The following is a 14299-nucleotide window of genomic DNA, read 5'->3' as shown; positions in this document are numbered from 1 at the left end:
TCCGCAGGTATCCACGGGCGTCCGGGGGCGTCCGCAGGTATCCACGGGCGTCCGGGGGCGTCCGCAGGTATCCACGGGCGTCCGGGGGCGTCCGCAGGTATCCACGGGCGTCCGGGGGCGTCCGCGCCGGACCGCCGTCAGCCGAGCCCGTTGGACTTCAGCCAGTCCTTGGCGACCGCCGACGGGTCCTCCTTGTCCACCGAAACGCGCTTCATCAGAGCCACCAGCCCGGCGGTGTCGAGCTTGGCCGACACCGCGTTGAGCGCCGCCGTCGCGGTCGCGTCCACGCCCGCCTTGTAGACCAGCGGGGTGACGTTCTGCGCGCCGAAGATGTTCTTCGGATCGGCCAGCGGGACGAGCTTGTACTGAGCGATCTTCGGGTCCGTGGTGAACACGTTGCCGACCTGGATGTTGCCGTCCTTGACCGCGTTCGCGGTGGTGTCGGCGGTGGGCTTCCACTCCTTGAAGGTCAGTCCGTAGACGTCCTTGAGCTGCTGCTCGCGACGGTTCTTGAACTCCGGCGGCCCGCCGATGGTGAACTCTCCGGCCTTGGCGGCGAGGTCGGCGATGCTCTTGAGGTTGTCCTTGTCGGCCGTCTCCTGGGTGACGCTGAGCGAGTCCTTGTCCTCGGCCGGGGACGATTCGAGGAGGCCCAGCGAGGCGGGCAGCGTCGTGGTGAGCGCCGCGTTGACGTCCTGGGTGGTGGCGGCGGTGGACTTGGGGTCCAGGTAGGCGAGCAGTGAGCCGTTGTACTCCGGCAGGACGGTCAGGTTGCCGCTCTGCAGCTGTCCGTAGAGCACCTCGCGGCTGCCGATGTTGAACTTCTCCTGGACCTTGACGCCCTTGGCCTTGAGAGCCTGCGAGTAGATCGACCCGAGCAGGACGTTCTCCGGGAAGTTGGCCGAGCCGACCACGACCGTCGACCCCGAGCCGCCTGAGCCGCCCGAGCCGCCTGTCGGGGCCGAGGCGCTCGACCCCCCGCCGAGCGGGTCCCCGCCGGAGGATCCGCAGGCGGTGGCGCCGAGGGCGAGCGCGGCGAGGGTGCCGAGGACGACGGCGCGACGGCTTCGGTTGATTGTCGACATGATGACAAATGTCCTTCCGGAACGGGAGGTGAGGGGAGACGGACGTCAGTGGGGCCGCTGCTGGGCGCGCACCCCGGGCGGGAGCGCGAACCGGGCGAGCAGGGCGAAGAACAGCTGGGCGGCGACCGCGAGCAGCACCACCAGCAGCGCGCCGCCCACGGTCACGGCGTACTTGCGGGTCGCCAGCCCGTCGATGACGTAGCGGCCGAGGCCGCCCAGACCGACGTAGGCGGCCACCGTGGCGGTCGCGATCACCTGCACGGTCGCCGTGCGGAAGCCGGCCAGCAGGGTCGGCGCGGCCGAGGGCAGGCAGACCTGCCGCAGCACCTGGGGGTGGGTCAGCCCGATGCCGCGGGCGGCGTCCCGGACGTCCGGGTCGGTGCCGCGCACCCCCTCGACGGCGGCCACCAGCAACGGCGGCGCGGCCAGGGCGACCAGCGGGATCAGTACGGCGGTGTCGCCGACCCCGGCGAGCAGCACGGCCAGCGTCACCAGGCCGAGGGTGGGCAGGGCGCGGGCAGCGCCCGCGAACGCGGTCACCACGGTGACGCCGCGCCCGGTGTAGCCGATCAACAGCCCGAGCGGGACGGCGAGCAGCGTCGCGCACAGCAGGGCCTCGCCGGAGAGCAGCAGGTGCTCGGCGACCCGGTGCGCGATCGAGTCCGGCCCGCTGAGGTGGTCCGGGGCGGTGAAGAAGTCGCCCAGCCAGTTCAGCCAGTTCACGAGCCGGCTCCCTTCTCCCGGACGGCCCAGGGTGCGAGCAGCCGCCGGGCGGTGACCAGCAGCAGGTCGACGGCCAGTGCCAGGACGGCGATCAGCGCGATGCCGGCCACGATCGGGGTCGGGAAGGTGCGCTGGAAGCCGTCGACGAACAGGTAGCCGAGCCCGCCGCGGCCGACCAGCGCACCCACGCTCGCCAGCGAGATGCTGGACACCGCGGCGACCCGCAGTCCGGCGATCAGGTACGGCACGGCGGCGGGCAGCTCGACCGCGGTCAGCCGGTGCCACGGCCCGTACCCCATCGCGGTCGCGGCCTGCCGGACGGCGTCCGGGACGGCGCGCAGTCCGTCCACGGTGGTCGGCAGCAGCACGGCGAGGGCGTAGAAGGTGAGCGGGATCATCACGGTCGCCTGGGTGGCGAGGCCGGTGTACGGGATCAGCACCACGAACACGGCCAGCGAGGGCAGTGCGTAGACGATGTTGAACACGGCGGACAGCGGCTGGTACAGCCGGGGGTAGCGGGCGCAGGCCAGGCCGAGCGGGACGGCCAGCAGCAGGCCGATGAGCACGGGGACGAGGGCGATCACGGCGTGGTCGGCGAGCAGGTGGCCGAGGTAGCCGAGGTGATCGCCGATCCAGTACCAGCGGACGATCGGTTCATCGTCCACCATCGGCTCCGTCCGTGCCGTCCGTGCCGTCCGTGAGGCCGGTGCCGCTCGTGCCGGCGGTGCGGCCGGTGCGGCCGGTGCCGCCCGTGTCGCTCGCGTCGTCCGCGTGGCTCCCGGCGATCGGGGACTTGTCGATGCGGACGGGGGCATCGGCGGCCGACGGACCGGAGGCGTCGGGCCGCAGCGCGGCGAGGACGGCCTCGCGGCTCGCGGTGCCGGTGACCCGGCCGTCGGCGTCCAGCGCCACGGCGACCCCGGCGGGGGAGAGGACGGCGGCGTCCAGCGCGGTGCGCAGGGTATCGGTGTCCGGGTGGAAGCCGGCCGTCGGCTGGAGTTCGGCGACGACGGCGTCGCGGTCGATCCAGCCGATCGGGCGGTGCTCGTCGTCCAGGGCCAACTCCCAGCCCCCGTAGCGGACTCCGTCGCCCACTGGGCGGAGCTCGACGGCCCGGGCGGGGCGCAGGCCGAGGCCGCGCAGGCCCCGGTCGCGCCCGAGGAAGGCGGCCACGCCCTCGTCGGCGGGGGTGGTGAGCAGGGTGTGCGGGTCGGCCAGCTGGGCGACCCGGCCGCGCTCGCGGAGCACCACCACCTGGTCACCGAGCCGGACGGCCTCCTCGATGTCATGGGTGACGAACAGCACCGTCTTGTGCAGCTCGGACTGGAGCCGCAGCAGCTCCTCCTGGAGCCCCGCCCGCACCACCGGGTCGACCGCGCTGAACGGTTCGTCCATCAGCAGCACCGGCGGGTCGGCGGCCAGCGCCCGCGCCACGCCGACCCGCTGCTGCTGGCCGCCGGACAGCTGGAACGGGTACCGCTTGGCGGTCTCCGGTGCGAGTCCGACCAGTTCGAGCAGTTCGGCGGCGCGGGCGCGGGCCTTCTTGCGGTCCCAGCCGAGCAGGTAGGGGACGGTGGCGATGTTGTCGATCACCTTGCGGTGCGGGAAGAGCCCGGCCTGCTGGATCACGTACCCGATGCCACGGCGCAGCTTGGCGGGTTCCAGCTTCGCGACGTCCGTGTCGTCCAGCAGGACCCGGCCCGAGGTGGGCTCGACCATTCGGTTGACCATGCGCAGCAGGGTGGTCTTTCCGCAGCCGGACGGGCCGACCAGGACGGTTATCCGACCGGTCGGGACCTCCAGGTCCAGGCCCTCGACCGCGACGGTGCCGTCGGGGTGGCGCTTTCCGGCGCCCTCGAATCTGATCACGTGGGAGTTTCCTCGTCAGGGCGCCCCGGGGAGGCGGCGCCTGGGTCGTTCGGTCGTTCGGTCGGGTCGTTCGGTGACGGCGGTTTCAAGCGCCCGGGCGTACTTCCGCCCGCGTGGCTGCCCAGCTTTGGACCGGCGGAAACTCTGATCAGACTATGACCTGCATCATCTCCTGTCCTTGATTTACCGCCCGGCACGCGGTGGGACTGCGACCTCAGCCGCCCTGACGGGTCGGCAGACCGGAGGCCGCCCAGCCCACGAAACCGCCGTCCAGGTCGGTCGCCCGGTGCAGCCCCAGCTCGCGCAGGGAAGCGGCGGCCAGGCTGGAGGCGTAGCCCTCGGAGCAGACCACGATCACCTCGACGTCGTAGCCCGAGGCCTCGGGGATCCGGTGACTGCCCGTCGGATCGAGTCGCCACTCCAGCACATTGCGCTCGATGATCAGCGAGCCGGGGATCCCCCCCTCGGCCGCCCGCTGCGCCGCCGGACGGATGTCCACCAGCAGCGCGCCGTCCAACTGGGCCTGGTAGGCCTCGCGGGCGCGCGGCCGGTGCACGCCCTGCCGGGCCCGCTCCACCAGGTCGTCGATCGTGGTCACCATTGTTCCGGTCCTTCCTCGGAGGTGCGGACGAGCCCGCCGGCCCGCAGGTCGTAGTGCGCCATCGAGCTCAGCGGCGGCGAGTAGGCATGCAGGGTGACGGCAGGGCCGACGGCGGTGTTGCGCACGTCGTGCACGTACTCGGGGCCGAAGGCGCGGGCGGTGCCGGCCGGGATCCGCCGGATCAGCAGGCCCTGCTCCGGGCCGCCGAGGGACAGCTCCTCCAACTCGCCGAGGGCGACGGTGAAGGCGCCGCGTGAGCCGCCGTGGTCGTGGAAGCCGGTGGACTGGCCGGGCAGCCAACTGATCAGCCACACCTCGTGGTCCTCGTCGGCCGCCAGGCGGCGGTACCAGCGCTCCTCGGTGGAGAGGCGGACGTGGTGGATCCACTCGTCGGGCCGCTCGGCCAGCTCGCGGACGATGGTCCGCAGGGTGCTGGGGGTGAGCGGCGCGGGGGTGTCCCCGGCGGGCGGCGGCGGTGGTGGCTCGGGGGCGCTCGCCGGGCTCGCGGAGCCGGCGGCGGCGGTTGTGCCGATGGTGTCGGCGGTGGTGATGGCACCGGCACTGGCGTCGGTGGCGGTGCCGGTGCCGGTGCCGGTGTCGATGTCGGCTTCGGGGCCGGTGGCCGGGCGGGTGTGGCGGCTGATGCTCGGGCTCGGGCTCATGGGGCGTCCTCGGGTGCGGCGGGAACGTCGGCGGGAAGCGCCCGGCGTCCGGCGGCGTCGGACGGGCGCGGGCCGACGGAGCGGCTCGGCACGAACGGGTGCGCCGGGGCGGGGCAGGAGTCAGAACTGCGGGTGCGGGTGCGCGGCGCGGGACCTGGCGGACGTCACAGGGCGGGACCGGCGGGGGAGAGCAAGGTCAACAGGCACAGATGGAACTCGCCTGGCGTCGCAGATCGACGTGCAGGCGGCAGACCAGAGTGGCGCCGGAGTCCATGCGCCGGATCTTTCCCGAGCGAACCGGACGAAGTCAAGCCGAGCCGACGGCCCGCCGCCGCCCGTTGCCGGTGCCGGGCGGACCCGTCGGCCGCCGGTCGGACCGCCCTTCGAGCACTCCTCGACCGTCCTTCTCGACTGTCCCTCGTCCACTCCTCGACCTCTACTCCTCGACCAGGTGGCGCGGAACCGGTGGACTCGTGGCGGGCGGCGCCGACGCGGTGTCGCCCGTCGGCTGCGCGGGCACCGACCCGCCGGCGCCCGGCGCCGGTCCTGCCAGTGCCTGGTCGGCCAGTGCCTGTTCGACCAGGGGCGCGGCCTGCTCGCCCAGGTGGCGGCCGAGTGTCTGGTAGGCGTCGAACTGCTGGTGGTCGAACCACTGGTCGCTGGTACGGTCGTTCGGGAAGGCCCGGTTCGCCATCGCGTAGGCGTGCAGCTCGTACGGCATGTCGGGGGTCAGTACCGCCTGGAGGACGACCAGCCGGCCGTGCCGGACTGCCCCTGGCCCCTCGTCCAGGTCCGGGTAGTGGATGTCCCCGGTGATCACCGCCCGGGCCGAGAGCCGGGCGGACAGCTGCGCCGCGAGCCCGCGCAAGGGTGGCCGACGGCTCGCGCGGTCGTTCGTGCGGTCCTTCGCGCCGTCGTCCGCACCATGGTCCGCGCCGTCGTCCGCACCGCCGCCCCCGGTGGGCCGGTCGGTGGGCCGGTCGGCGGCGCTGCCGGGAATCAGCAGTTCGGGCTCGTGCAGGGTGATGACGACGCCCAGCTCCTCGCGGGCCAGGGTGATCGCGGCGGCCAGCTTGACGGCGTAGCCCGCGTCCCCGCTGGCGTCGATGCAGACCGCCGTGCCCACCCGGTGCCGCAGCAGCTCGACCAGCCCGAGGTTCTCGTAGTGGCCGCCGTCGGTGGTGAGCAGGAAGCGGTCGTCGGCCGGGAACCGCCCGATCAGCTCCCGCAGTTGGTACGGGAGGCGGCGGACGGCCGGCTGCGCGGGGCGGCGCCAGTCCGGTGGGCCGGACCAGTCCGGGCCGAGCACCGCCGGGTTGGGCAGCCATGTGCCGAGGCGGGCGTTGGTCACCGCGAAGAGCCGCTGGTGGACCCGGGATTCCCGCCCCATCGCGGAGGAGAAGGCCGCGCCGGACACGGCCATCGCCGACTGCACGGTGAGGTCCCGGGCGATGTGCGGACGGGTGCGCCGCTCCAGCAGGTCGGTGCGCGCGTACCCGATGTCCGGACCGCCCACGTAGTCGTACGAGAGCGAGAAGGAGACCGCCGGACGGCCCGGCGGCGTACGGGAGTTGCCCGACAGGTTGGCCGCCGCCGAGAAGATCACCTGGGGGAAGTCGGGGCGCCGGGCGCCGTAGTGGCTCAGCCAGGTCTGCTCCCGGAAGAAGTGGTACGGGCGGGCCACCGACCGGCCGCCCTCGGTGGCGCGCCGGACCGCGAACGCCGAGGCCAGTCGCAGCCGGTAGAACGGGTGCAGGCTCATCCAGGTCTGGTCGAGGTTCAGCCCGACCGCGCCGAGCAGCAGCGGCAGCAGCACCTGGACGGCGGTCGGCCAGGCGTACCCGGTGGCGACCGCCCAGCCGAGGGCCAGCAGCGCACCGGCCGTCAGCGCCAGGAGGGCGGACCACACCACGAGGGTCTGGGGCAGGCCGGCGGCACGACCGCCGCGGGGACGGCCCGCGCCGTGACCGGTGCCGCCGTCCGCCGTGCCCGCCGGGCCCGGTGGGGTGGCACCCCGGCCGGGCGACCGGCGGTCGCGCCAGAGTATGCCGAGCAGCAGCGCCAGGTAGCTGAGCGCCACGGTCAGGCCGAGACCCGCGCCGGTCAGCTGCGGCCCGGCCGCCAGCGCCTGCTGCAGCCGCACCGCGCCCCAGGCCAGCTCCGGCACCGCCAGCACCCCGACGGCCAGCAGGGCGGCCAGCCCGAGGAGGCCGAGGTTGGCCCGGCGCAGGGCGCGCGGCAGCAGCGCCTGCCAGCCGAGCGACGGGAAGGCCAGCAGCCAGAGCAGCCAGCACCCGGCGGCCGTGGCCAGCAGCACGCCGAGGGCGGCGAGCGCGGGCACCCGGAACTCCAACGGGCCCGGTACGGCGTCGGTGTGGCGCAGCCCGGCGGCCGCCAGGTGGCTCAGGTCGGTGAGCGGTACGGCCCGGTAGCAGCGGCTGAGCCCGAGGCCGAGCGTCAGGACGGTGGCCAGCAGCAGGGTGAGCGCGGACAGGACGCCACGCAGCAGCGTCCCGAGGGCGACCAGCCACTCGCCGGCGCCGTCGGCGACGTACTTGCCGTGGCGGCGGAGGTGGTCCTCCTCGGGGGAGCCGGGTTCCATCACGGTGTCGGCCGTCAGGCCCGAGACGGCGTGCACCGGACTGCCGGGCGCCGAGTCGCTGAGCGCGAGCTGGAGCGCGCCGACGGTGTAGCCGCCGCCCGAGACGGAGACGAGGTAGCGGGCCCGTTTCAGCCAGGGCCGCAGCGACTGGAGCGCGCCGAGGGTGACGCAGGCCGAGCGGATGCCGCCGCCGGAGGCGCAGAAGCCGAGTTCGGCGGGTTCGCGGCCGGGCGGCACCCGGGCGGCGTCGCGCCAGCGGGCATGCCGGACCGGGGAGTCCCGGGCGCCGGGCGGGCCGTGGGCGTCCGAAGACGCGGCGGCGGTCGGTGGGGCGCCGTGCCGGGTGGCGATCGGCCAGGGCGGGATCAGCGCCGGGCGCTCGGGGGAGTCGGTGCCGTGGGCCTTCGCGCTCGCCCGCGCCGGCCGGAGCCCGCGTACGGCGCGGGTGGCGGTCACCACCAGGAGCCCTGCCGCGACCGCCCCGGCGGGCAGGAGCAGGAGCCATTTGACGGTGGCGAGCGCGGTGGCGGCGGCGAAGGGGGTGTCGGAGGGGGTGTCGGAGCCGCCCGTGCCGGGGCGGAGGCCGTCGAGCCCCACGCGCAGCAACGCGTCCTCGCCGAGGTCGCAGCAGGCCGCCAGCAGTCCGCCGCCGCCGACCGCGAGCGCCGGCAGCCGTCGGCGTGCCGGTCCGAGCAGGTACCCACCGAGCAGTGCGGTGGCGAGCAGCGTCAGCGCGTAGCCGCCGATCAGCCAGCCGTCGGCTCGCAGTGCGGCCAGGTGGTCCGCGACGCGCCCCCCGACCACCGCCTCGGCGGCCGCACGGGAACCGGCCAGTTGGAGGGCGACGTCCCGTACCTGCGGTGCCCGGTGCCGGAACAGCAGCCCGCCGAGGACGACAGGGACCAGTGCGCCGAGGGCGAGCAGCAGGCCGGCCCAGGCGGGCAGCGCGGGCGGCCGCGCCGCGGGGCTTCCGCCCGCCGTCGTACCAGCCGGAACCGCGCCTCCCGCCTCGCCTCCCGCCGTGCCTGCTGCTCTCGCAGTTTCCGCCGCTTCCGCCGCTTCCGCCGCTTCCGCCGCGGAATTCCGCACCACCGTCATCGTCGCCCCCGCTCGGTCGCCTCGATCCCCCGTGACCGAGCCATCGAACTCGTAGGAAACCAGCGAGGACTGACGGTCCATCGTGATCCACAGCGAAGTTCACGCGGCTCTTACCCGGCCATCGCCATGTGCGCACCCCGGGCGTTCGGTTTCACTCGAACGAGTAAGGAGGCGACTCTCGGGGTAGATCGTCTTTTCATCGCACCCGGGACCACCCGCGTGTCCGCGCAACAAGATCTCCCCAGACGCGTTTCCGTCAACGTATTGTCAGGCCACCGAGGCCGGGCCTACCGTCTACAGATCGCTTTCTACGCACGTAGACCCTGTGGTTCCCCGAGCGGAACCGCGGGTCAGACCCGCCCCGTCAACCCTCAGACCGCGGGCCCGACCGCACGGCCGGACCGCGGAGTTGCGGAGGTACCCATGTCGCAGATCGTCCGTGCCGCGCTCGTTCAGACCCGCTGGACCGGCGACCAGGAGAGCATGATCGCGCTCCACGAGCGGTACGCCCGCGAGGCCGCCGCCCAGGGCGCGAAGATCATCGGCTTCCAGGAGGTCTTCAACTCCCCGTACTTTTGTCAGGTCCAGGAGGCCGAGCACTACCGCTGGGCCGAGACCGTTCCCGACGGTCCCACCGTGCGCCGGATGCGGGAACTCGCCCGCGAACTCGGGCTGGTGATGGTCGTCCCGGTCTACGAGGAGGAGCAGCCCGGCGTCTACTACAACACCGCCGCCGTCATCGACGCCGACGGCAGTTACCTCGGCAAGTACCGCAAGCACCACATCCCGCAGGTCAAGGGCTTCTGGGAGAAGTACTACTTCAAGCCCGGCAACCTCGGCTGGCCCGTGTTCGACACCGCCGTCGGCAAGGTCGGCGTGTACATCTGCTACGACCGCCACTTCCCCGAGGGCTGGCGCGCCCTGGGCCTGGCCGGCGCGCAGATCGTCTACAACCCCTCGGCCACCAGCCGCGGCCTGTCCGCCTACCTCTGGCAGCTCGAACAGCCCGCCGCCGCCGTCGCCAACGAGTACTTCGTCGCCGCGATCAACCGCGTCGGCACCGAGGAGTACGGCGACAACGACTTCTACGGCACCTCCTACTTCGTGGACCCGCGCGGCCAGTTCGTCGGCGACGTCGCCTCCGACAAGGAGGAGGAACTCGTCGTCCGCGACCTCGACCTCGGCCTGATCGAGCAGGTCCGCCAGCAGTGGGCGTTCTACCGCGACCGCAGGCCCGACGCCTACGGACCGCTCGCCGAGGCGTGAGGAGCAGCGCGATGACCACCAACGACGTGCGGGCCGCCCGCGACCCGCACCAGCGCACCGTCGTCCGCGGCGGCCTCGTCATCACCGCGACCGAGGAGGTCCACGCCGACGTCCTGATCGAGGGCGAGCGCATCGCCGCCCTCGCCGCCACCGGCAGCTCCGCCGCCGGGGCCTGGACCGCCGACACCGTCATCGACGCCACCGGCCACTACGTCATCCCGGGCGGCGTCGACGCCCACACCCACATGGAACTGCCGTTCGGCGGCACCGCGGCCTCCGACACCTTCGAGACCGGCACCCGGGCCGCCGCCTGGGGCGGCACCACCACCATCGTGGACTTCGCCGTCCAGCCGGTCGGCGGCTCGCTGCGCGAGGGCCTGGACGCCTGGCACGCCAAGGCCGAGGGCAACTGCGCGATCGACTACGCCTTCCACACCATCGTCTCCGACGTCAACGACGCCGTGCTGAAGGAGATGGACGCCCTCGTGGACTCCGGAGAGTCCACCTCCTTCAAGCTCTTCATGGCCTACCCCGGCGTCTTCTACAGCGATGACGGCCGCATCCTGCGCGCCATGCAGCGCGGCGCCGCCAACGGCGGGCTGATCATGATGCACGCGGAGAACGGCATCGCCATCGACGTCCTGGTCGAGCAGGCGCTCGCCGCCGGGAGGACCGCTCCCCGCTACCACGGCGAGGTCCGCCGCGAACTGCTGGAGGCGGAGGCCACCCACCGGGCGATCAAGCTCGCCCAGGTGGCCGGCAGCCCGCTCTACGTGGTGCACGTCTCCGCCGCCGCCGCGCTCGCCGAAATCGCCCAGGCCAGGGACACCGGCCTCAACGTCTTCGGCGAGACCTGCCCGCAGTACCTCTTCCTCTCCACCGACAACCTCGCCGAGGAGGGCGCCGACGGCTTCGAGGGCGCCAAGTACGTGTGCAGCACGCCGCTCAGGCCGCGCGAGCACCAGGAGGCGCTCTGGCGCGGGCTGCGCACCAACGACCTCCAGGTGGTCTCCACCGACCACTGCCCGTTCTGCTTCGTCGGGCAGAAGGAGCTGGGCCGGGGCGACTTCTCGAAGATCCCCAACGGCCTGCCCGGCGTCGAGAACCGGATGGACCTGCTCCACCAGGCCGTGGTGGACGGGCACATCAGCCGGCGCCGCTGGGTCGAGATCGCCTGCACCACCCCGGCCCGGATGTTCGGCCTGCACCCGCGCAAGGGCACGATCGCCCCGGGCGCCGACGCCGACCTGGTGGTCTACGACCCCACCGCGGTGCAGACCGTCTCCGCCGCGACCCACCACATGAACGTGGACTACTCGGCCTACGAGGGCCGCCGACTCACCGGTCGGGCAAGGACGGTGATGTCGCGCGGCACCGTCGTGCTGGACGACGGCGCCTGGCTCGGCCGGGCCGGCCACGGCGCCTTCCTGCGCCGGGACACCTGCCAGTACCTGGTCTGAGCCCTCTCCCGCTTCCCGCCCCTTCCGCCGTTCGGCGTCATCTGGCGCCGCCTGCTCGCCGTTCCATCGCTCGCCGTTCCACCGCTCGCCGTCCGCCCGCCGTCCGCCCGCCGCTCCGATCCGGTCGGTGGCCGGTCGGCGGCGGGCAGAACCCTTACCTGGAGCCCTCCATGGACATCGGCCTCGTCCTTCAGACCGACCCGCCCGCCCGGCTGCTCATCGACCGGATGATCCGCGCCGAGCAGGCCGGTTTCAGCCACGGCTGGACCTTCGACTCCTGCGTGCTGTGGCAGGAGCCCTTCGTCATCTACAGCCGGATCCTCGCCGAGACCGAGCGGATGACCGTCGGCCCGATGGTCACCAACCCCGGAACCCGCACCTGGGAGGTGACCGCCTCCACCTTCGCCACGCTCAACGACATGTACGGCAACCGGACCGTCTGCGGCATCGGCCGCGGCGACTCCGCCATGCGGGTCGCCGGACGACGCCCCGCCACCCTCGCCCGGCTCTCCGAAGCCATGCACGCCATCAAGGAGTTGGCCGAGGGGCGCACCGCCGAGGTGGACGGCACCGAGATGCACCTGCCGTGGGTCCGCTCCGGAGCGTCGCTGCCGATCTGGATGGGGGCGTACGGTCCGAAGGCACTGAACCTGACGGGTCGTCAGGCCGATGGTTTCATCCTGCAGCTGGCCGATCCGTACCTGACCGAGTTCATGATCAAGGCGGTACGGGCCGCCGCCGTCGAGGCCGGCCGGGATCCGGACTCGGTCACCGTCTGCGTCGCCGCCCCGGCCTACGTCACCGCCGACGACTCGCCCGAGGCGCTCGCCCACGCCCGGGAGCAGTGCCGCTGGTTCGGCGGGATGGTGGGCAACCACGTGGCCGACCTGGTCAGCCACTACGGCGAGCACTCCGACCTGGTGCCGGAGGCGCTCACCGACTACATCAAGGGCCGGCAGGGCTACGACTACAGCCACCACGGGCGGGCCGGGAACCCGGACACGGCCTTCGTTCCGGACGAGATCGTCGACCGCTTCTGCCTGATCGGCCCGGCAGAGGCGCACCGGGCCCGGTTGGCGGAGCTCCGCTCGCTCGGCGTCGACCAGTTCGCCGTCTACGCCATGCACGACGCCATCGAGGCCACCATCGACGCGTACGGGACGGACGTCATCCCGCACCTGTGACGCCGGCCCGCGCAGTTCCGTGTGACCTCCTGCCCGTGCCGCCGATCGTGAACCATCCTGTGCGCCTGTCTGTGAACCCGGCCGTGAAGCTGCCTGTGAACCCGCCCCTGACCCCAACCTGAGCCCGGCCGCGGATTCGGCCGTGGCGGACGGGAGTTGTCCGTGTCCGGAACCGAAACCAGTGGCAGCAGACAGCTGCATCACCCCGACGGCCGGGTCGAACTGGGCCCGGCCGACGGACAGTTGCCCCCCAACGGATTCACCAGCGACGACCTCCGGCCGGTCCCGGTGGCGCGGCGCACCTGGACCACGTACAACTTCCTCGCGCTCTGGGTCGGCATGGCCCACAACATCCCGTCCTGGACCCTGGCTTCGGGCCTGGTCGCGCTCGGCATGGACTGGAAGCAGGCGGTGCTGACCATCGCACTCGCCAACCTCGTCGTGCTGGTCCCGATGCTGCTCACCGGGCACGCCGGCACCAAGTACGGCATCCCGTTCCCGGTCTTCGCCCGCGCCTCGTTCGGGCTGCGCGGCGCCAACCTGCCGGCCCTGCTGCGGGCGGCGGTGGCCTGCGCCTGGTTCGGCATCCAGACCTGGATCGGCGGCGAGGGCATCTTTCTGCTGGCCGGCAAACTGCTCGGTGAATCCTGGCGCACCGCGGGGGAGTTCGGCGGACACCCGTGGACCCAGTGGCTCTCGTTCCTGCTGTTCTGGCTGATCGAGATGGCCATCATCGCGCGCGGGATGGAGGCCCTGCGGCGGTTCGAGAACTGGGCGGCGCCGTTCGTCATCGTCGGCGCGCTCGCGCTGCTGATGTGGATCACCGTCAAGGCGGGCGGGCTCGGGCCGCTGCTCGACCAGCCGTCCAGGCTGGGGTGGGGCGGCGGCTTCTGGAAGGTCTTCTTCCCGGCGCTGATGGGCATGATCGGGTTCTGGTCCACCCTCGCGCTGAACATCCCCGACTTCACCCGCTTCGGCGGCAGTCAGCGGGCCCAGATACGCGGGCAGGCGCTCGGCCTGCCGACCACGATGACGCTCTTCGCGTTCCTGTCCGTGCTGGTCACCTCTGGCTCCGAGGCGGTCTACGGGGCGCCGGTGTGGGATCCGATCCAGCTGGCCGCCAAGATGGAGAACCCGGTCGGCATCCTGTTCGCGCTGCTGACCGTGCTGGTCGCGACGCTGTCGGTGAACATCGCCGCCAACGTCGTGTCGCCCGCCTACGACCTCGCCAACCTGCTGCCCCGCCTCGTCGGTTTCCGGACCGGGGCGCTGATCACGGGGGTGGTCGGGATCGCGATCCTCCCGTGGCGGCTGATCTCCGACCCGCACGTGTACATCTTCACCTGGCTGGGCGTGGTCGGCGGCCTGCTCGGCACCGTCGGCGGAGTGCTGATCGCCGACTACTGGGTGCTGCGTCGCACCCGCCTCCGGCTCGCCGAGCTGTACCGGCCGGGCGGGGCGTACTGGTACGCGGCCGGTTGGAACTGGAGGGCCGTCACGGCGCTCCTGGTGGGCGGCGTGCTGGCGGTCGGCGGCTCGTACTCCACCCTTGACGCCGATGGGGCGAAGCAGGGTCCGTTCCCGGCGGACGGCCTGATCCCCGTCCTCAAGCCGCTCGCCGATTACGGCTGGGCCGTTGGGCTCGCGGCGGCGGCCGTGGTGTACCTGGGGCTGAGCGGGCTGTTCGGGAGGGGAGCTGCGCGGGCGGGGGAGGGCTGACGGATGACGGCGAACGGCTGACAGATTTTG

The 14299-nt window shown here is 72.9% G+C and carries 12 protein-coding genes; 4 read left to right on the top strand and 8 right to left on the bottom strand.

Translation table 11 applies throughout. The features are described from left to right. Positions 1 to 137: 137 nt before the first annotated feature. From ACWGKU_RS07520 to ACWGKU_RS07485, 8 genes are all read right to left on the bottom strand, one after another. A complete protein-coding gene (locus ACWGKU_RS07520; RefSeq protein ID WP_401045866.1) occupies positions 138 to 1085 on the bottom strand; it encodes an ABC transporter substrate-binding protein in 948 nt (315 codons plus the stop codon). Between the two features lie 45 nt (positions 1086 to 1130). Next, positions 1131 to 1808: an ABC transporter permease gene (locus ACWGKU_RS07515; RefSeq protein WP_401045863.1), complete on the bottom strand. Its 678-nt coding sequence runs from the start codon at positions 1806 to 1808 to the stop codon at positions 1131 to 1133. Beyond that, positions 1805 to 2476, bottom strand: coding sequence for an ABC transporter permease (locus ACWGKU_RS07510; RefSeq protein ID WP_401045860.1), 672 nt, complete (start codon positions 2474 to 2476; stop codon positions 1805 to 1807). The genes ACWGKU_RS07515 and ACWGKU_RS07510 overlap by 4 nt, the downstream gene beginning before the upstream one ends. Next, the gene (locus ACWGKU_RS07505; RefSeq protein ID WP_452177951.1) at positions 2463 to 3677 is read right to left on the bottom strand and encodes an ABC transporter ATP-binding protein; all 1215 of its coding nucleotides are present in this window, start codon (positions 3675 to 3677) and stop codon (positions 2463 to 2465) included. The genes ACWGKU_RS07510 and ACWGKU_RS07505 overlap by 14 nt, the downstream gene beginning before the upstream one ends. Before the next feature lie 214 nt (positions 3678 to 3891). Continuing rightward, positions 3892 to 4278, bottom strand: a complete 387-nt coding sequence (locus ACWGKU_RS07500; RefSeq protein WP_401045854.1) for a rhodanese-like domain-containing protein — start codon at positions 4276 to 4278, stop codon at positions 3892 to 3894. Then, positions 4272 to 4940 (bottom strand): cysteine dioxygenase, encoded by a 669-nt coding sequence (locus tag ACWGKU_RS07495; protein ID WP_452177950.1) that lies wholly within the window; start codon positions 4938 to 4940, stop codon positions 4272 to 4274. The genes ACWGKU_RS07500 and ACWGKU_RS07495 overlap by 7 nt, the downstream gene beginning before the upstream one ends. Before the next feature lie 196 nt (positions 4941 to 5136). Further along, positions 5137 to 5214 (bottom strand): putative leader peptide, encoded by a 78-nt coding sequence (locus ACWGKU_RS07490; protein WP_107086570.1) that lies wholly within the window; start codon positions 5212 to 5214, stop codon positions 5137 to 5139. Positions 5215 to 5376: 162 nt separating this feature from the next. After that, complete coding sequence (locus tag ACWGKU_RS07485; RefSeq protein WP_452177949.1) at positions 5377 to 8631, bottom strand: hypothetical protein; 3255 nt, start codon at positions 8629 to 8631, stop codon at positions 5377 to 5379. A 432-nt stretch (positions 8632 to 9063) separates the two neighbouring features. On the opposite strand from ACWGKU_RS07485, the gene ACWGKU_RS07480 reads away from it, so the two are divergent. The 4 genes from ACWGKU_RS07480 (at position 9064) to ACWGKU_RS07465 (ending at position 14269) form a co-directional block, all read left to right on the top strand. Beyond that, on the top strand, positions 9064 to 9906 hold the full coding sequence (locus ACWGKU_RS07480) for a nitrilase-related carbon-nitrogen hydrolase (RefSeq protein ID WP_401046712.1): 843 nt from the start codon (positions 9064 to 9066) through the stop codon (positions 9904 to 9906). Between the two features lie 11 nt (positions 9907 to 9917). After that, positions 9918 to 11366 carry a dihydropyrimidinase gene (hydA, locus tag ACWGKU_RS07475; protein WP_359900481.1) on the top strand — a complete coding sequence of 483 codons (1449 nt, stop codon included), beginning with the start codon at positions 9918 to 9920 and terminating at the stop codon, positions 11364 to 11366. 170 nt (positions 11367 to 11536) lie between these two features. Beyond that, entirely contained in the window at positions 11537 to 12550 is a 1014-nt protein-coding gene (locus ACWGKU_RS07470; protein WP_452177948.1) for a TIGR03842 family LLM class F420-dependent oxidoreductase, read from the top strand. Between the two features lie 162 nt (positions 12551 to 12712). Continuing rightward, a complete protein-coding gene (locus tag ACWGKU_RS07465) occupies positions 12713 to 14269 on the top strand; it encodes an NCS1 family nucleobase:cation symporter-1 (protein ID WP_452177947.1) in 1557 nt (518 codons plus the stop codon). The last annotated feature ends 30 nt before the right edge of the window (positions 14270 to 14299 follow it).

Source organism: Kitasatospora sp. NPDC054768 (assembly GCF_053612025.1).
This window is presented reverse-complemented; position numbering and strand designations above follow the sequence as displayed.